This window comes from Serratia sp. X3 (genome assembly GCF_014982455.1).
Taxonomy (GTDB): Bacteria; Pseudomonadota; Gammaproteobacteria; order Enterobacterales; family Enterobacteriaceae; genus Serratia; species Serratia ureilytica.
In genome coordinates this window covers 966,211-984,100 of sequence record NZ_JADCNB010000001.1, presented here as the reverse complement: position 1 = coordinate 984,100, position 17,890 = coordinate 966,211, and the positions used below count along the sequence as shown (strand labels likewise).

General features: G+C 60.0%; 19 protein-coding genes, 1 pseudogene and 1 other annotated feature. Of the genes and pseudogenes, 12 read left to right on the top strand and 8 right to left on the bottom strand.

What is annotated here, in order from left to right; translation table 11 throughout:
- Positions 1-48 precede the first annotated feature (48 nt).
- The 4 genes from IMX17_RS04705 to IMX17_RS04690 all read right to left on the bottom strand — a co-directional run bounded on the left by IMX17_RS04705 (position 49) and on the right by IMX17_RS04690 (position 3,018).
- Positions 49-846, bottom strand: coding sequence for an alpha/beta fold hydrolase (locus IMX17_RS04705; RefSeq protein WP_193549369.1), 798 nt, complete (start codon positions 844-846; stop codon positions 49-51).
- A 148-nt stretch (positions 847-994) separates the two neighbouring features.
- Positions 995-1,354 (bottom strand): Rap1a/Tai family immunity protein, encoded by a 360-nt coding sequence (locus tag IMX17_RS04700; protein ID WP_016927523.1) that lies wholly within the window; start codon positions 1,352-1,354, stop codon positions 995-997.
- Positions 1,355-1,468: 114 nt separating this feature from the next.
- Positions 1,469-2,089: an L-threonylcarbamoyladenylate synthase gene (locus IMX17_RS04695; RefSeq protein ID WP_033643268.1), complete on the bottom strand. Its 621-nt coding sequence runs from the start codon at positions 2,087-2,089 to the stop codon at positions 1,469-1,471.
- A gap of 47 nt (positions 2,090-2,136) precedes the next feature.
- The gene (locus tag IMX17_RS04690; protein ID WP_042784676.1) at positions 2,137-3,018 is read right to left on the bottom strand and encodes a PHP domain-containing protein; all 882 of its coding nucleotides are present in this window, start codon (positions 3,016-3,018) and stop codon (positions 2,137-2,139) included.
- A 204-nt stretch (positions 3,019-3,222) separates the two neighbouring features.
- Between IMX17_RS04690 and trpL the strand changes: the two genes are divergently transcribed.
- From trpL to IMX17_RS04650, 7 genes and pseudogenes are all read left to right on the top strand, one after another.
- Complete coding sequence (gene trpL, locus IMX17_RS25430) at positions 3,223-3,309, top strand: trp operon leader peptide (RefSeq protein ID WP_182265092.1); 87 nt, start codon at positions 3,223-3,225, stop codon at positions 3,307-3,309.
- Positions 3,271-3,374: a sequence feature (Trp leader region), on the top strand. It overlaps the preceding gene by 39 nt.
- 24 nt (positions 3,375-3,398) lie before the next feature.
- Positions 3,399-4,961, top strand: a complete 1,563-nt coding sequence (locus tag IMX17_RS04680) for an anthranilate synthase component 1 (protein ID WP_042784677.1) — start codon at positions 3,399-3,401, stop codon at positions 4,959-4,961.
- A pseudogene (gene trpD, locus IMX17_RS25150) lies at positions 4,961-6,557 on the top strand (bifunctional anthranilate synthase glutamate amidotransferase component TrpG/anthranilate phosphoribosyltransferase TrpD). The gene IMX17_RS04680 and the pseudogene trpD overlap by 1 nt, the downstream one beginning before the upstream one ends.
- A 3-nt stretch (positions 6,558-6,560) precedes the next feature.
- Positions 6,561-7,922, top strand: a complete 1,362-nt coding sequence (gene trpCF, locus IMX17_RS04665; RefSeq protein ID WP_193549725.1) for a bifunctional indole-3-glycerol-phosphate synthase TrpC/phosphoribosylanthranilate isomerase TrpF — start codon at positions 6,561-6,563, stop codon at positions 7,920-7,922.
- 26 nt (positions 7,923-7,948) lie between these two features.
- Positions 7,949-9,154, top strand: a complete 1,206-nt coding sequence (gene trpB, locus IMX17_RS04660; protein ID WP_170852993.1) for a tryptophan synthase subunit beta — start codon at positions 7,949-7,951, stop codon at positions 9,152-9,154.
- Positions 9,154-9,960 (top strand): tryptophan synthase subunit alpha, encoded by an 807-nt coding sequence (trpA, locus tag IMX17_RS04655; protein ID WP_046898935.1) that lies wholly within the window; start codon positions 9,154-9,156, stop codon positions 9,958-9,960. Before trpB ends, trpA begins: the two co-directional genes overlap by 1 nt.
- A 218-nt stretch (positions 9,961-10,178) precedes the next feature.
- Complete coding sequence (locus IMX17_RS04650) at positions 10,179-10,493, top strand: BON domain-containing protein (protein WP_046898934.1); 315 nt, start codon at positions 10,179-10,181, stop codon at positions 10,491-10,493.
- Between the two features lie 44 nt (positions 10,494-10,537).
- On the opposite strand, the gene ompW is transcribed toward IMX17_RS04650, so the two are convergent.
- Positions 10,538-11,170, bottom strand: coding sequence for an outer membrane protein OmpW (ompW, locus tag IMX17_RS04645; RefSeq protein ID WP_019452715.1), 633 nt, complete (start codon positions 11,168-11,170; stop codon positions 10,538-10,540).
- Positions 11,171-11,456: 286 nt separating this feature from the next.
- Between ompW and IMX17_RS04640 the strand changes: the two genes are divergently transcribed.
- Together IMX17_RS04640 and IMX17_RS04635 are read left to right on the top strand one after the other, a co-directional pair.
- Positions 11,457-11,897, top strand: coding sequence for a YkgJ family cysteine cluster protein (locus IMX17_RS04640; protein WP_033643277.1), 441 nt, complete (start codon positions 11,457-11,459; stop codon positions 11,895-11,897).
- Between the two features lie 34 nt (positions 11,898-11,931).
- Positions 11,932-12,684 carry a YciC family protein gene (locus IMX17_RS04635; protein ID WP_033643278.1) on the top strand — a complete coding sequence of 251 codons (753 nt, stop codon included), beginning with the start codon at positions 11,932-11,934 and terminating at the stop codon, positions 12,682-12,684.
- A gap of 50 nt (positions 12,685-12,734) precedes the next feature.
- Here the strand turns inward: IMX17_RS04635 and IMX17_RS04630 are convergent, their stop codons facing one another.
- On the bottom strand, positions 12,735-14,438 hold the full coding sequence (locus IMX17_RS04630) for a SulP family inorganic anion transporter (protein WP_182264341.1): 1,704 nt from the start codon (positions 14,436-14,438) through the stop codon (positions 12,735-12,737).
- A 221-nt stretch (positions 14,439-14,659) separates the two neighbouring features.
- Between IMX17_RS04630 and IMX17_RS04625 the strand changes: the two genes are divergently transcribed.
- Together IMX17_RS04625 and yciA are read left to right on the top strand one after the other, a co-directional pair.
- Positions 14,660-15,199, top strand: coding sequence for a septation protein A (locus IMX17_RS04625; RefSeq protein ID WP_046898932.1), 540 nt, complete (start codon positions 14,660-14,662; stop codon positions 15,197-15,199).
- A 76-nt stretch (positions 15,200-15,275) separates the two neighbouring features.
- The gene (gene yciA / locus IMX17_RS04620) at positions 15,276-15,704 is read left to right on the top strand and encodes an acyl-CoA thioester hydrolase YciA (protein ID WP_004932085.1); all 429 of its coding nucleotides are present in this window, start codon (positions 15,276-15,278) and stop codon (positions 15,702-15,704) included.
- A 70-nt stretch (positions 15,705-15,774) separates the two neighbouring features.
- On the opposite strand, the gene tonB is transcribed toward yciA, so the two are convergent.
- Both tonB and IMX17_RS04610 read right to left on the bottom strand, forming a co-directional pair.
- Positions 15,775-16,518, bottom strand: a complete 744-nt coding sequence (tonB, locus tag IMX17_RS04615; protein WP_094142695.1) for a TonB system transport protein TonB — start codon at positions 16,516-16,518, stop codon at positions 15,775-15,777.
- A 235-nt stretch (positions 16,519-16,753) separates the two neighbouring features.
- Positions 16,754-17,407 (bottom strand): epoxyqueuosine reductase QueH, encoded by a 654-nt coding sequence (locus IMX17_RS04610; protein ID WP_033643282.1) that lies wholly within the window; start codon positions 17,405-17,407, stop codon positions 16,754-16,756.
- A gap of 176 nt (positions 17,408-17,583) precedes the next feature.
- On the opposite strand from IMX17_RS04610, the gene IMX17_RS04605 reads away from it, so the two are divergent.
- Positions 17,584-17,880, top strand: coding sequence for a YciI family protein (locus IMX17_RS04605; RefSeq protein ID WP_046898930.1), 297 nt, complete (start codon positions 17,584-17,586; stop codon positions 17,878-17,880).
- Positions 17,881-17,890: the final 10 nt, after the last annotated feature.

Below are 17,890 nucleotides of genomic sequence, written 5' to 3'. Positions count from 1 at the left end.
TTCTAAGGTGTTGAAACCCACTTTATCGGCGGTGACCCTAAGCGGCGTTCACGGCGCCAAGAAGTCATCCACCGCCCTCAGCACCGCGTCGGGCCGTTCCAGAATGCCGAGGTGAGTGCGGGCTTCTTCTAAACGCGCCACGGAGAAAAACGGCCGCTCGGCGGCAAATGCCTGCTGCTGCCGCAGATAGTCATCGCGGCGATCCAGCGAGTAAATATGCCGGCACGGCGGCGGCGCGCTCATCCCCGCCAGGCGTTGCAGCGGCGAACCGAATTGCCGGTAGGCCTGTTCGATGGCCACGCCGGCGGCGCGCCAGAGCCGGTCATCCTCCTGCGCCATCTCGACCTCCAGATGACGTTTGACCCGACCGTGGCGGATGCCGCCCTGCCAGAAGTCGAACAAGGCGTCGCGCGCCGCCAGCCACTGCTGCGGCCGTTGCATGCGGCTCACCGCCGCAAAGAACGCCGGCTCCGGCTGCGTCATGATCCAATCGAGAAACACTATGCCCCGCACCTGCTGCGGCAACGCCTCGGCCAACGCCACCGCTAACCAGCTGGCGTGCGCCACCGACAGGGTGATCACGTTGTCCAAACGCAGCGCCGTCAGCAGTTGGCGCACATCCTCCAGCAAATCGTCCGCCGTCAGCGACATCTCCGCCGCTTTTGACGACAGGCCGTGGCCGCGCCAATCGATGCTGATCGTCCGATAACGGTCGGCCGCCAGCGCGATGAACGGCTCAAACACGGTTTTCGGTTCGCACCAGCCGGGCAGCAACACCAACGTGAGCGGCCCTGAGCCGATATCCTGATAATCGAGCGTCATGTTGGCACTGTGAAATGCGGTCATATTACCTCCTGCGCGTCTCTCCCCGACCCGTTCGGGAAATACCGACGGGGATAAGGTGACAGCGCAGCAGGCATTGATCTATTGAAGTTCGTGCGGAAAAGACCCGAGCGCACCTTATGAAAAAATGCGCACTAATTGGAATGGGAACTTAATGGCGCACGCAGGGATAGGCGGCGCTTAACGCCAGCATGATCACCGACGGTGCGGAATAATGCAGTTGCTCAGGGTGCTCGTTCAAATACTGCATCACCGCGTCGGCGGCTACGCCGATGCTCATTCCGGCCTCTGGGCAGATATTGCGATTGCCCTGCATGGAATAAGTATCGAATACGCCGGCGACGTATCCCATAAACATGCCGCCATTCAGCGCTTCGGCCACGGTAGCCTCACCGCTTTTATTTTTTACGTAACCGCCGGATTCCGCCAGCAAACCGCTGCCCGAATAAAAACCCGCATTTGCCATTGAGGAAAATAATAAGGCCGCTAAAAAAGAAACCTGTTTAATCATTGCTGCGCATCCTGCCCATTATCAATTCTGAAGTCTTCAGAATAGCGGCTTTCACGCGAAATAGCGTCGCTTCAGCCGTTTTTCAGACAATAGGCAAGGTGGCAATATTTTACATCAGCGGAAAGGCGCCGCGTCACCGGCGCCTTCGCGCACCACTTCCGGCGAGGATTCGGTCAGATCGATCACCGTGGTCGGCTGTTGGCCGAGGAAGCCGCCGTGGATCACCAGATCGACCACTTTGCCCAAATGATCGCTGATCTCTTCCGGATCGGACTCGGCGAAATCATTGCCCGGCAGCATCAGCGTGGTGGACATCATCGGTTCGTTCAACGCCTCCAACAGCGCCAGCGCGATCGGGTTCGACGGCACGCGCAGGCCGATGGTTTTGCGCTTTTCGTTCATCAGGCGGCGCGGCACTTCTTTGGTCGCTTTCAGAATGAACGTGTAGTTGCCCGGCGTATTGTTTTTGATCAGACGGAACGCCGTATTATCGACGTGAGCATAGGTCGACAACTCGGACAGATCGCGGCACATCAGGGTAAAGTTGTGGTTGCCGTCCAGCTGACGGATGCGGCAAATGCGCTCCATCGCCGCCTTCTCTTCCAGCATGCAGCCCAGCGCGTAGCCGGAATCGGTGGGATAGACGATCACCCCCCCTTTGCGCAGCACCTCTACCGCCTGGTTGATCAGGCGCGGCTGCGGGTTGTCCGGGTGAATATAAAAAAGCTGACTCATGACTTGCTCCTAAAATAATGCCCGCGCGCGTTGCCACGCGCGTAAAATCAGACCGCCTGGCCCGGCTGCGGCCAATCGCGCCACACCGGCTCGACACCGCCCGGCAGCCACAGCTTGCGCCCCAGTTCGATCCACGAGCAAGGTTGATGGAAATCAGAGCCTTGCGAGGCCAACAGGCGGTAGTCTTGCGCGTATTTCGCCAGCTGAGTGCGCTCATGCGGCGCCTGCTGACACTGCGCCACCTCCATGGCGTCGCCGCCGTGTTCGGCGAAATGCGCCAGCAAGCGTTTCAGCCATTTCGCGGTCAAATCGTAACGGCCCGGGTGCGCCATCACCGCCTGGCCGCCCGATTGATGAATCGCATCAATGGCTTGTTCTATTGTACACCACTGCGGCGGTACATAGCCGGTTTTCCCCTTGGCCAGGTATTTCTTGAACACCTGAGCCATATTGTCCGCCACGCCGATCTCCACCAGGTAACGGGCGAAATGGCCGCGGGTCACCGCGCCGGCTCCGGCCAGGCGCTGGGCGCCGGCATAGGCGTCGGGAATACGCGCCTTGCCCAGCCGCACGCCGATCTCCTGCGCCCGCCGGTTGCGGCGTTCGGTTTGTTCCGCCAACAGCGCCACCAGCGCCGGATGCGCGACGTCCATGCCCAACCCAACAATATGGATTTCATGATTTTCCCACAGCGTCGAGATTTCCACGCCATTGACCAACCGCAACGGCAACGCCTGCTCCGCGATGGCGGCGGCGGCCTCGGCCAGCCCGGCGGTCGTGTCGTGATCGGTGATCGCCAACACCCCCACGCGCATCTCTACCGCCCGCTGCACCAGCTGCGTCGGCGTCAGGTAGCCGTCGGAGGCGGTCGTATGGCTGTGGAGATCGTACAGGGTAAAAGCGGTGGATTGAGGGTTACTGTCTGTCAAAACGGCTATCCGGCAATGGCTTGGTTTTCTATCATACCTGCGATCGGCGGCCGGACGGAAATCTATTCTGCCCCGGCTGGGAGCGCGGGCGGGATGATGAACAGAATTCACGCTGACCGCTAAAACATTGTACAAAAAGGGGGTTGACTTTGCCCTCGCGAACCAGTTAACTAGTACACAAGTTCACGGCAACGGCCGTGTCGGATGAGAGTTAACAAAGCGAGTCTGCAAATGAACACATACATTTCTCTTCACGGTTGGTGGCATACCTCCCTCTTGCGGGCGGTGTAATCGCGCATAGCTGTCATCTGACAATGCAGATTTCCTGAGCCCGCACCTGATGCGGGCTTTTTTATGGACAGAATTCACTGGAACCACCGATGATGAACATCAAACCACAATTGACATTACTGAAGGCGCAGGCCAGTTACCGGGGCGATCCCACCACCCTTTTCCACCAGCTGTGCGGCGCCCGGCCGGCCACCCTGCTGCTGGAATCGGCGGAAATCAACAGCAAACAGAATCTGCAGAGCCTGCTGGTGATCGACAGCGCGCTGCGCATCACCGCGCTGGGTCACACCGTCAGCGTGCAGGCGCTCACCGCCAATGGCGCGGCGCTGCTGCCGCTGCTGGACGAAGCGCTGCCGCCCGAGGTCAGCATTCAGGCGCGCCCAAACGGCCGCGAGCTGACCTTCCCGGCGATCGACGAGGTGCAGGACGAAGACGCGCGCCTGCGCTCCCTGTCGGTGTTCGACGCACTACGCACGCTGCTGACTCTGGTCGACTCCCCGGCGGACGAGCGTGAAGCCGTGATGCTGGGCGGCCTGTTCGCCTACGATCTGGTCGCCGGTTTCGAAAACCTGCCGGCGCTGCGCCAGGATCAACGTTGCCCGGACTTCTGCTTCTATCTGGCAGAAACCCTGCTGGTGCTGGATCACCAACGCGGTTCCGCCCGATTGCAGGCCAGCGTCTTCAGCGAGCAAGCGAGTGAAATACAACGCCTGCAGCAGCGTCTGGCACAATTGCAGACCGAATTGAAACAAACCCCGCAGCCGATCCCGCACCAAAAGCTGGAGAACATGCAGTTGAGCTGCAACCAGAGCGACGAAGAGTACGGCGCGGTGGTCAGCGGGCTGCAGGAAGCGATCCGTCACGGCGAGATTTTCCAGGTGGTGCCGTCGCGCCGCTTCTCCTTGCCGTGCCCAGCGCCGCTGGCGGCCTACCAGACGTTGAAAGATAACAACCCCAGCCCGTACATGTTCTTCATGCAAGATGACGAGTTCACCCTGTTCGGCGCTTCGCCGGAGAGCGCGTTAAAATACGACGCGGGCAATCGCCAAATTGAAATCTACCCGATCGCCGGCACCCGCCCGCGCGGCCGCCGAGCCGATGGTTCACTGGATCTGGATCTCGACAGCCGCATCGAGCTGGAAATGCGCACCGACCACAAAGAGCTGGCCGAGCACCTGATGCTGGTCGATCTGGCGCGCAACGATCTGGCGCGCATCTGCCAGGCCGGCAGCCGCTACGTGGCCGACCTGACCAAGGTGGATCGCTATTCGTTCGTCATGCACCTGGTTTCCCGCGTGGTGGGCACCCTGCGCGCCGATCTCGACGTGCTGCACGCCTACCAGGCCTGCATGAATATGGGCACCCTGAGCGGCGCGCCAAAAGTGCGGGCGATGCAGCTGATCGCCGCCTCCGAAGGCACGCGCCGCGGCAGCTACGGCGGCGCGGTAGGCTACTTTACCGCCACCGGCGATCTGGATACCTGCATCGTCATTCGCTCCGCCTACGTCGAAGACGGCATCGCCACCGTGCAGGCCGGCGCCGGCGTGGTGCTGGACTCCATCCCGCAGGCGGAAGCCGACGAAACCCGTAATAAAGCCCGTGCCGTGCTGCGCGCCATCGCCACTGCGCACCATGCCAAGGAGGTGTTCTGATGGCCGATATCCTGCTGCTCGACAACGTCGACTCCTTTACCTACAACCTGGTCGATCAGCTGCGCGCCAGCGGCCACCAGGTGGTGATTTACCGTAACCAGATCGCCGCAGAGGTGATCATCGAGCGTCTGGCGCAGATGGAACAGCCGGTGCTGATGCTGTCGCCCGGCCCCGGCGCCCCTTCCGAAGCGGGCTGCATGCCGGAACTACTGCAACGCCTGCGCGGCCGGCTGCCGATCATCGGCATCTGCCTCGGCCACCAGGCGATCGTCGAAGCCTATGGCGGCCAGGTCGGCCAGGCGGGGGAAATCCTGCACGGCAAAGCCTCGGCGATCGTTCACGACGGTGAAGGCATGTTCGCCGGCATGGCCAACCCGCTGCCGGTGGCGCGTTACCACTCGCTGGTCGGCAGCAACATCCCGGCCGATCTGACCGTCAACGCCCGGTTCGGCGAGATGGTGATGGCGGTACGCGACGATCGCCGCCGCGTATGCGGCTTCCAGTTCCACCCGGAATCGATTCTGACCACCCATGGCGCGCGCCTGCTTGAGCAGACCCTGGCCTGGGCGCTGGCGAAGTCATAAAAGGAACACGACGATGCAACCTATCCTTGAGAAACTGTACCGCGCTGAATCGATGAGCCAGCAGGAAAGCCAACAGCTGTTCAGCGCCATCGTGCGCGGCGAACTGGAGCCGAGCCAGCTGGCTGCGGCGCTGATCAGCATGAAAGTCCGCGGCGAGCGCCCGGAAGAGATCGCCGGCGCCGCCAAAGCGCTGCTGGAAGATGCTCAACCGTTCCCGCGCCCTGACTACCCGTTCGCCGATATCGTCGGCACCGGCGGCGACGGCACCAACAGCATCAATATTTCGACCGCCAGCGCCTTTGTAGCGGCGGCGTGCGGCGCGAAAATCGCCAAACACGGCAACCGCAGCGTCTCCAGCCGCTCCGGCTCTTCGGATCTGCTGGCGGCGTTCGGCATCCGCCTGGATCTGCCGGCGGAAGAAGCGCGCAAGGCGCTGGACGATCTTGGCGTGTGCTTCCTGTTCGCGCCGCAGTACCACACCGGCTTCCGTCACGCCATGCCGGTGCGCCAGCAGTTGAAGACCCGCACGCTGTTCAACGTGCTGGGCCCGCTGATCAACCCGGCGCGTCCGCCGCTGGCGCTGATCGGCGTTTACAGCCCGGAACTGGTGCTGCCGATCGCCGAAACCCTGCGCGTGCTGGGCTATCAGCGCGCGGCGGTGGTTCACGGCGGCGGCATGGACGAGGTGGCGATCCACGCCCCGACGCACGTGGCGGAATTGACCAACGGCGAAATCTGCAGTTATCAGCTCACGCCGCAGTCCTTCGGATTGGAAACCTATCCGCTGGAGGCCTTGCTGGGCGGTACGCCGGAAGAAAACCGTGACATTTTGGCGCGGCTGTTACAAGGTAAAGGCGAGCTGGCGCACGCTGCGGCGGTCGCGGCCAACGTCGCGTTGCTTCTGAAGTTATTCGGACATGAAGACCTGCGCCAAAATGCGCGGCAGGCACTGGATATGATCAACAGCGGGCAGGCCTATGAGCGTGTCATCGCACTGGCGGCAAGAGGATAAATGATGCAGGAAACCGTGCTACACAAGATTGTCCGCGACAAAGCGCAATGGATCGCGGCGCGACAACAGCAACAGCCCCTGGCCGGCTTTCAGAATGACATCGTACCGAGCGAACGCAGCTTCTACCACGCGCTGCAGGGCACCCGTACGGCTTTCATTCTCGAATGCAAGAAGGCCTCGCCTTCCAAGGGGCTGATTCGCGAGAACTTTGATCCGGTGGAGATCGCCACGGTCTATAAAGATTTCGCCTCGGCGATCTCGGTGCTGACCGACGAGAAATACTTCCAGGGCAGCTTTGATTTCCTGCCGCTGGTGAGCAAAACCGTCAGCCAACCGGTGTTGTGCAAAGACTTTATCATCGACCCGTATCAGATTTACCTGGCGCGCTACTATCAGGCCGACGCTATCCTGCTGATGCTGTCGGTGTTGACCGACGAGCAGTACCGCCAGCTGGCGGCGGTGGCTCACAGCCTGAACATGGGCGTGCTGACCGAAGTGATCAGTGAAGAAGAGCTGCAGCGGGCGATCGCGCTGGAAGCCCGCGTGGTCGGCATCAATAACCGCGATCTGCGCGATCTGAGCATCGACCTGAACCGCACCCGTGAGCTGGCGCCGCGCGTGCCGCATGGGGTGACGGTGATCAGCGAGTCGGGCATCAACAACTACGGGCAGATCCGCGAGCTCAGCCACTACGCCAACGGTTTCCTTATCGGCAGCGCGCTGATGTCGGAACCCGATCTGCGCGCCGCCGTGCGCCGCGTGATCCTGGGCGACAATAAAGTGTGCGGCCTGACTCGCCCGCAGGACGCCGCCGCCGCGTATCAGGCCGGCGCCATCTACGGCGGATTGATTTTCGTCGGCCGCTCGCCGCGCTATGTGGATATCGTCCGCGCCCACGAAGTCATTTCCGGCGCGCCGCTGAAGTACGTCGGCGTCTTCTGCGACGCCCAGCTCGATACTGTGGCATTGACCGTGGAGCGCCTCGGTCTGCAGGCGGTGCAACTGCACGGCGCGGAGGACCAGGCCTATATCAGCGCCCTGCGCGCCCGCTTGCCGGCCGATTGCCGCATCTGGAAAGCGCTGAGCGTGAAAGAACGGGTGCCGGCGCGCGATCTGCAGCATGTCGATCGCTATCTGCTGGACAACGGCGCAGGCGGCACCGGCCAACGCTTCGACTGGTCGGTATTGCAAGGCGAAGATCTGACCAACGTCATGCTGGCGGGCGGTCTGCGCGCCGACAACTGCGTCGAAGCGGCCAAGCTCGGCTGCGCCGGTCTGGACTTCAATTCCGGCGTGGAAAGCGAACCGGGCATCAAGGATCCCGCGCGCCTGGCCTCGGTCTTCCAAACCCTGCGCGCTTACTGAATACGGCTCTACATTAATAACGGATAATGACGGGAACTCTCATGACGCTGCTTAACCCCTACTTCGGCGAATTTGGTGGTCAATACGTGCCGCAAATTCTGATGCCGGCCCTGAAACAACTCGAAGAAGCCTTTGTCAGCGCTCAGCGCGATCCGGCGTTTCAGGCGGAATTCATCGATCTGTTGAAGAACTACGCGGGCCGCCCGACGGCGCTGACGCTGTGCAAAAATCTCACCGCCGGCAGCAACACCAAGCTCTATCTGAAGCGGGAAGATCTGCTGCACGGCGGCGCGCACAAGACCAACCAGGTGCTGGGCCAGGCCCTGCTGGCCAAGCGCATGGGCAAAACCGAGATCATCGCGGAAACCGGCGCCGGCCAACACGGCGTCGCTTCGGCGCTGGCCTGCGCGCTGCTCGGCCTGAAATGCCGTATCTATATGGGCGCCAAAGACGTTGAGCGCCAGTCGCCGAATGTGTTCCGCATGCGGCTGATGGGCGCGGAAGTGATCCCGGTGCACAGCGGCTCCGCCACCCTGAAAGACGCCTGCAACGAAGCGTTGCGCGACTGGTCCGGCAGTTATGAAACCGCGCACTATATGCTCGGCACCGCGGCCGGCCCGCACCCGTACCCCACCATCGTGCGTGAATTCCAGCGCATGATCGGCGAAGAGACCAAAGCGCAGGTGCTGGAGCGCGAAGGCCGCCTGCCGGATGCGGTCATCGCCTGCGTCGGCGGCGGCTCCAACGCCATCGGCATGTTCGCCGATTTTATCGATGACGCCGACGTTGGGCTGATCGGCGTGGAACCCGCCGGTCTGGGCATCGAAACCGGTCAGCACGGCGCGCCGCTCAAGCATGGCCACGTCGGCATCTATTTCGGCATGAAGGCGCCGATGATGCAGACCGCCGAAGGCCAGATTGAAGAATCCTATTCGATCTCCGCCGGGCTGGACTTCCCGTCCGTCGGGCCGCAGCACGCCTACCTGAACAGCACCGGCCGCGCCGAATACGTGTCGATCACCGACGACGAAGCGCTGGAGGCGTTCAAGGCGCTGTCGCGCCATGAAGGCATCATCCCGGCGCTGGAATCTTCACACGCCCTGGCGCACGCGCTGAAAATGATCCGTGAAACGCCGCAGAAAGAGCAAATCCTGGTGGTCAACCTGTCCGGCCGCGGCGACAAAGACATATTTACCGTTCACGACATTTTGAAAGCACGGGGAGAAATCTGATGGAACGTTATCAGCAACTGTTCACGCGTCTGGAAAGCAGCAAGGAAGGCGCCTTCGTCCCGTTCGTGACGCTGGGCGATCCTAATCCGGCGCTGTCGCTGCAGATTATCGACACCCTGATCGAAGCCGGTGCGGACGCGCTGGAGCTGGGCATCCCCTTCTCCGACCCGTTGGCGGATGGCCCAACCATCCAGAGCGCGACGCTGCGCGCCTTCGCCGCCGGCGTCACGCCGACGCAGTGTTTCGAGCTGCTGGCGGCCATTCGTCAGAAGCACCCGACCATTCCCATCGGCCTGCTGATGTACGCCAATTTGGTGTTCCATAAGGGCATCGATGCCTTTTACCAACGCTGTGCGGAAGTGGGCGTGGATTCGGTGCTGGTCGCCGACGTGCCGTTTGAAGAATCGGCGCCGTTCCGCGCCGCGGCCGTGCGCCACGGTATCGCGCCCATCTTCATTTGCCCACCGAACGCCGACGACGATCTGCTGCGTGAGATCGCTTCACACGGTCGCGGCTACACCTACCTGCTGTCGCGTTCCGGCGTCACCGGCACCGAAAGCCGGGCGCAGTTGCCGCTGCATCACCTGGTGAACAAGCTGCGCGAGTATCACGCCGCGCCGCCGCTGCAGGGCTTCGGCATCTCCGAGCCCGAGCAGGTGAAGGCTGCGCTGCAGGCCGGCGCCGCCGGCGCCATCTCCGGCTCGGCAATCGTCAAAATCATCGAACGGCACCATGCCAACCCGGCGGAAATGCTGACCAAGCTGGCGACCTTCGTCAGTGCGATGAAGCACGCGACCCGCGCGTGATCCCCTTCGGCGAGCGCCCTTCCGGCGCTCGCTTTAACAGCTTGTTTCCCCTCAAAGTTTGTTCTATTTATTTACAGCAAAAATTTGAACAAACCCACGTCTTGTCTCACAATAAACATTGTTCGCTATGCATTTCTTCGTTTGATTTGGGGAATGCGCTCGCTGCGGCGAAAAAACCGTATCGAATTTCAACCATAACATTGCATGGAGAGTAATTTATGAAGCTGTTTAAAACCCTTTCGGCCTTGTGCATGGCAGCCGTTGTGGCGGTCGCGGTGAGCGCTTGCGCACCGACGGCGAAATCAGAGGGAACAGGCGGTTATATCGATGACACCGTAATTACCACCAAAGTGAAATCGGCGCTGCTGGCGGATAAAAACATCAAGTCGCGCGAAATCAGCGTGGAAACCTTTAAAGGACGCGTGCAGTTGAGCGGCTTCGTGACGTCAAGCGATGACGCCAACCGTGCGGTGCAGGTCACACGCGGCGTGGCCGGCGTGAAATCTGTTGAGAACGTCATGCAGGTTAAATAATACCGACACAGGGAGGCGCAATGCCTCCCTGTTTGCGGCCTTCATCAGAAGCGGTAACCCGCCCCAAACATAAACACCCACGGATCCAATCGCGTATCGAAGCTGTGGTGCCCACCGTTCGCGTCGTTGAAACGCGTTTTGGTTTCGATGTTCATCCACCACACCGACATGTTCAGCATCCAGTGCTCATCCAGGTTGTAATCCAGACCGGCCTGCGCCGCCACGCCCCAGGAGTCTTTCAGATCGAGATTGCTCAACCCGGCGCTTTTGCCGTAGTCGTTGAACTTCTCGTCGAAGAAAGTGGTGTAGTTAACGCCGACGCCCAGATAAGGACGCAGTTTGTCCTGCTTGTCGCCGAAGTAGTATTGCGCCATCAGCGTAGGCGGCAGTTGATGAACGGTCGCCAGATCGGTGCCGCCCAGGGTAACCTTGTGGCGGAACGGTGTCGCGGCCAACAACTCAACGCCGATGTTGTCCGTCACCATATAACCGAAGGTCAAACCGAGCTGGGTATTGTTTTTCGCATCCAGCGATCCCAAACCCAATACGTTGTCCGAGCCCGCATTTGGACGCACCGTCGCGGTGCCCGCACGGAACAGGAAATCACCGGCCTGATGCGCACTTGCCAACATAGGCGCCATCATCGTCGCCAATACCACCAGAGTTGTCTTTTTCATTATCCATTCCATTTGTGTGGTTAATCTCTCGAGGGGGAATATACCTACTTTCGGGTATTTGTGATCCCATCGAGATCACATCTTATGTGTAAAATTTTAAAATCCCACCAAAAACAAGGTTACCTAACCGCTTAATAAATCGAGGATTGATCTGCATCAAAAAAACGATTTTGTTGCAAATTATCTACATGTTCAAATTTCAGTTGCGGAAAAAAATGCGGCTGAGGTAATTTCATCTTCCGTGTTGGTTTTGGTTGGTGCCGTGAGGAGTCGGCGGGCAATCAAGATGAGCGAAATCCTTAATCCCTGTGTCAGCTGCGGCGCATGCTGCGGTTATTTTCGAGTGTCATTCTATTGGGCCGAAGCCGAAGACGGCGGCGGCACCGTTCCCCTTTCCCTGACGGAGCCTCTGACCCCGTTCCTGCGCTGCATGCAGGGGACCAACAGCAAGTCTCCGCGCTGCACCGCGCTGGACGGCGAGATTGGCAAAGCCGTGTCGTGCTCGATTTATCTCAATCGGCCCAGCCCGTGCAGAGAGTTCGATCAGTCCGGTGAAAACGGCCTGCGCAACGAAGCCTGCGATCGCGCTCGCGAACGCTACGGCCTGCCCCCCTTGCCGGTGCCCTTGCCGCTGTCGTTGCCTGAGACGACGATCGTTGAAGAAATAGACGTAGTGCAATTCGCGGGGTGCCACAGCGGCGTGGAACAGGGTACAATCACCCACTGATTTATCTCTGTTTTCTCGACGCCAAGGAGTCTGCATGCCTATCACGGCCAACGCTTTGTACCGTGACAGTTTTAACTTTTTACGCAATCAACTGGCCAGCATCCTGATGCTGGCGCTGTTGACGGCGTTTATCTCGGTGCTGCTGAACCAAGCTTTCAGCCCCGATGCCGAACAGTTGGCGACGCTGGCCGCCTCCACCAGCGATTTCGCGTCGTCGACCGGCATGGGCATTCAGGACGTGATCCAGCAGATGACGCCGGAACAGCAGATGGTGTTGCTGAAAGTGTCGGCCGCCGCCACGTTCTCCGCTCTGGTCGGCAACGTGCTGCTGGTCGGAGGGATGCTGACGTTGATCCGCTTGGTGTCTCAGGGGCAACGCACCAGCGCCCTGCGCGCGCTCGGCGCCTCGGCGCCCGATCTGCCGCGCCTGCTGCTGCTGCTGTTTATCTGCACCTTGCTGATCCAGCTCGGCCTGACGCTGTTCGTGGTGCCGGGCGTGATCATGGCTATCGCCTTCGCGTTGGCGCCGGTGATCGCCTCCGTCGACAAGAAAGGCGTCTTCGCTTCGCTCAAGCTGAGCAGCAAATTGGCCTTCGCCAATGCGCGCGTGATTGTGCCGGCGATGATGCTGTGGTTGGCGGCCAAGCTGCTGGTGCTGTTTTTAGTGAGCCATCTGTCGGTGCTGACGCCGAACGTGGCCAGCGTCGTGCTGACCGCGTTAAGCAACCTGGTCTCCGCCCTGCTGCTGATCTATCTGTTCCGTTTGTATATGCTGCTGCGCGGCTGACGCCGGCGCAACAAATGCCCAGGGGCACGCTTCGGCGCGCCCCTTTTTGTTTACCCCACCGCGGCGGCTTCCGCCTGTTCCTTACTCTGAATCAGCTTCAGCGCCAAATAGAGATCCGGCACCAAAATCAGCTCCTTGTCCCGCCCCAACCGATTGATGCGGAACCAGCGCGTCAGTTCAGTGCGGCGCCCGGCCAGCACCAGTTTGACGTTACGCTGCAACAGATCGCGTTTCAGTTCGTCGATGGCCGCCAGCACGCTGATATCGGCATGGGTAAAGCTGGCCACCGCGTCCACCACCACCCAGCGCGGCTGGAATGGCGTACTGTCGACCAAATTGAGAATGCGGCGTTTGAAGTAGGCCACGTTGAAGTAGGTCAGCGGCGAATTGAAGCGATACATCATGACGCCGGGCACCGCCTTCACCCCATTGTTGTTGCCCATGGAATGGATCATGCCTTCGTCGTTAACGCCCAGCAGCTGTTCCGTCGGCCGAAAGACGGTGTGCAGAAACTGCATCAGCCCCAGCAACACCGCCAGCCCGATACCGCTGATCACCCCGACCAACAAGACGCTGAGGAAGGTAAACAGCGCCAGGCGGAAAGCCTGCGCGTTGCGGCGGCGCAAGATCCAGATGCCGCGAAAATCCAGCAGCGACCAGGCCGCATACATCAGCACCACGCCCAATCCCGCCACCGGAATAAACTGCAGCGGCGCCATCAGGAACAGCAAGACGAAAGCGATCACCGCGGCGGCGATGATCGACACGAGCTGGCTCTTGCCGCCGTTGGCGTCATTCACCGCGGTGCGCGAATCCGCCCCGCTGATGGCGAAGCCTTGCGACAATGCGGAGACGATATTCACCATCCCCAGCGCGCGAAACTCAGCGTCAGCGTTGACCTCATAGCCGTTTTTGGCCGCGAAACTGCGGGCGGTCAGCATCATGCTGACAAAGCTCACAACCGCCAGGTTGAGCGCCGGGATCACCATGTCGCGCAGCAGCCCGGGCTGAAAGTCCGGCCACTGGACGATCGGCAGCACGCCGCTGAAACCGCCCACCGTCACCACGCCATACTGCTGCAATCCGCCTGCCCAGGTGACGAACGCCGCCAGCACGATGGCGAACAGCGGCGCCGGCCAGTTAGGCCGCCATTTTTTAAATCCGAGCAGCGTCACCAGCGTCAACAAGGACACCGCCATCGTCAGCCAGTCGCTGTGCAACAGGTTGGCCGGCAGCGCGTAGATGCGCTCGATCAGCTGCGCCGGGCGCACCGTGAACCCCAACACCTTGCCGATCTGATCGACGATGATGGTCAGCGCCACCCCGTTCAGCAGCCCGCTGAGGATCGGCCGCGACAGCAGATCCGCCAGCGCCCCCAGCTTGAACCGGCTGGCCAACAGGCACCAGCCGCCCATCATCGCGGTCATCATGATGGTCAACTGCCAATGGCGTTCCATATTGCCCGCCGCCAGCGGCGTCACCACCGCGGCGATCACCGCACAGGTGGCGGCATCGGGGCCGACGATCAGCTGGCGTGACGAACCGAACAGCGCATAGGCCACCATCGGCAAAATACAGGAATAAAGCCCCACCACCGGGCTAACCCCGGCCAGTTCGGCGTAGGCGATGGCCACCGGCAAGGCGACGGCGGCGACGGAAAGACCGGCGCGCAAATCCGGTTTGAGCCAACTGCGTTGATAGCCCAATAAATGCGTCAAACCAGGCGTCAGGGCCTGGAGAGATTTCCACTGCATGCTGTTTTCCGCGGTAAATTATCTGGTTATTATGGCACTTACTATGCGATCTGCGGCCAGCGCTGGCAATGCGCCCGTGCTTTCTTGCGTAAGTTTATGCAAATTCCTGCTTTCGCGGCAGAAATCCGCCGGCCAAACGCCGATAATCGGCAGCGCCCGGCGGTACACAGAACTCGCCGAATCCGGTATAGTCGGCCGATGAACAGATGATGGATTGATTTATGAAGCAGTTTCTTGATTTCCTCCCGTTAATTGTCTTTTTCGCTTTTTACAAGCTGTACGACATTTACGTCGCTTCCGGCGCATTGATCGTCGCCACCGCGCTGGCGCTGGTGTTCACCTGGGTGAAATACCGCAAGGTCGAGAAGATGACGCTGATCACCTTCCTGATGGTGCTGGTGTTCGGCACCCTGACGCTGGTGTTCCACAACGATTTATTCATCAAGTGGAAAGTGACGGTGATTTACGCGCTGTTCGCGCTGGCGCTGCTGATCAGCCAGTGGGTGCTCAAAAAGCCGCTGGTTCAGCGCATGCTGGGCAAAGAGCTGACGCTGCCGGACAAAGTGTGGAGCAACCTCAACCTGGCCTGGGCGTTCTTCTTCCTGGCCTGCGGCCTGGCGAACATCTATGTCGCCTTCTGGCTGCCGCAAAGCGTCTGGGTCAATTTCAAAGTCTTTGGCCTGACGGTGCTGACGCTGGTATTCACCCTGCTCAGCGGCATCTATATTTACCGGCACATGCCGGCAGAACAGAAAAAATAGTTACAAATTTGTTAATGCCTGCGGCGCTTGCCGCAGGCAGTATGATGTGATTCCCTCCTTTTAAAAGCAGACTGCTATGACACAACAACGACCTTTACCCAGCGGCGAGCTGGTGCTGCGCACGCTGGCGATGCCGGCCGATACCAATGCCAACGGCGATATTTTCGGCGGCTGGCTGATGTCGCAAATGGACATCGGCGGCGCCATCCAGGCAAAAGAGATCGCCGAGGGGCGCGTAGTAACGGTACGCGTAGACGGCATGACCTTCCTGAAACCGGTGGCGGTAGGCGACGTGGTTTGCTGCTATGCGCACTGCATCCGCACCGGGCGCAGCTCGATCACCATCAATATCGAAGTGTGGGTAAAGAAAGTCTCCTCCGCCCCAATCGGCCAGCGCTACCGGGCGACCGAAGCGGTGTTCACCTACGTGGCGGTCGATGCGGAAGGCAACTCGCGCGCGCTGCCTGAGGGTAAAATGAATTTCCGCGTCGGCTTCGAAGAGTAAGCCCGCGGCTGCGCCGCAAATGCAAAAAGGGTCGCCGAAGCGACCCTTTTTTTCTTGGCGCAAACCGAAATCAGTTCATTTCGGTGGTGCCGTTCAGCTTGAAACGAATATTGACGATAAGATCCTTCGCTTCTTTGGCTTGATACCGCCATTTGCGCAGCGCCTGTTTCACTTCACGCTCGAACATGTTGCGCGGCTCAGCCGACAAGATGCGCACGTTGGTCACGCGGCCATCGCTGTCGACATCGAACTGCACCCGCACGTTGCCTTCGATCTGCAAGGCTCTGGCGCGCGGCGGATAAATCGGTTCCGCACGGCTGATCGGTTTTGGCCCGACCTCGCGCGAGTTGCCCTGTACCGGCGCGGCGGGCGCTTGTTTCACCGGCGCTTTTTCGATCGGTTTGGCCGGCGAGTCGTTATTGAACGGCGAAGGCTCGCGCGGCTCGACCTTCTTCGGCTCCGGTTTCACCGGTTTTTCTACCTTCGGCTTTGGCTTGGGCTTCGGTTTCGGCTTAACCGGCTCCGGTTTCACAATCGCCTTCGGCGGCGGCTCCACAATAGGTTCTGGTTCAGGTTCCGGCTCAGGTTCCACCTGCGGCGGCTCCGGTTCTGCCGGAGCAGGCGGCGGCGGTTCAGCCATCGCGGCGGTGTTGACCATCATGACGCTGATCGGCGCCTCTTCAGGCTTTGGCAGCTCAACCACTTCTTTTACCGAAGCGTAAAGCAGTCCCGCCACCAGGGCGCTGTGTAGGCCTACGGACAAGACGAAAGGCACGGATATACGGCGATTAAGGAACATCTTTTTTAGCGGCATAATGATTCTGTTTCCTCTGGTTCGCCAAGTTTAAATGCAAATAGCAATCATATTCAATAACGAAAGGCAAACTATCGCTTTAATCGTCAGTCTCCGCGGCGAAAACCAGCAAACTCATAAGGATATTAACCTGAACGTTGCTTTTTTACCGCCGAATCAACACGCTTCGTTAACGTTCAGACGGCGCTAAAAAATAAAAAACCCGCCGTAGCGGGTGGATTGCGGTGATTAAGCGTTATTCTTCATCACCATAGTAGAGCACGCCCAGTTTGATCAGCGGCCGCCCTTGCGCTTTGCGGTGCAGGTTGGTGTCGCGCAGCGAATAGACGCAGCCGCAGTATTCCTGCTGATAGAAGCGTTCGCGCTTGCTGATCTCTATCATGCGGGCCGCGCCGCCCTTCTTGCGCCAGTTGTAATCCCAATACACCAGATCGGGATACTTTTCCGCCGCCCGAATGCCGCAGTCGGTAATCTGCTGCATGTTCTTCCAGCGCGAGATGCCGAGCGAGCTGGAGATGGTGTCGTAACCGTGCTCATGCGCATACAGCGCCGTGCGCTCAAAACGCATGTCGAAGCACATGGTGCAACGAATGCCGCGCTCCGGCTCATGCTCCATGCCCTTGGCACGTTCGAACCAGTTGTCGGTGTCATAATCGGCATCGATGATCGGCACCCCGTGCTTTTCGGCGAAACGGATGTTCTCTTCCTTACGCAGCAAATACTCTTTTTGCGGGTGAATGTTGGGGTTATAGAAGAAAATAGCGTACTCGATGCCGGACGCCTGGATCGCTTCCATCACCTCGCCGGAACAGGGCGCACAGCAAGAATGCAGCAGCAGTTTGCTTTTGCCCGCAGGCAAATCGAGTTTTTCCCTTACCAGTTCCGTCATGTCCTCACCTCAATGGCATATCTGTTTAAGCGCGCCGCACTATACGAATAAAAAGTAGCGGCTTCAAGGCATAAGCGCCAATCCCCCCCATAAATTCACCGCGCGCCGTTCCCCTGCCGCGCCTTTTGCGCTACCTTGGGAGCACCGTTTTATAACCATGATTTTACAGGTGAAATATGCTTTATCTGATCTACGCGCAAGACGTCCCCAACTCACTGGAAAACCGTCTGGCGGTGCGCCCGGCACATCTGGCGCGCCTGCAGGCACTGCGTGACGCCGGCCGTCTGGTGGTCGCCGGCCCCAACCCGGCCATCGACAGCAACGATCCCGGCGCCGCCGGCTTCACCGGTTCTACGGTGATCGCCGAGTTCGCCTCACTGGCGGAAGCTCAGGCCTGGGCGCAGCAAGATCCGTACGTCGCCGCCGGCGTCTACGCCAACGTGACGGTGAAGCCGTTCAAGCAGGTGTTCTGATCCGCGACAG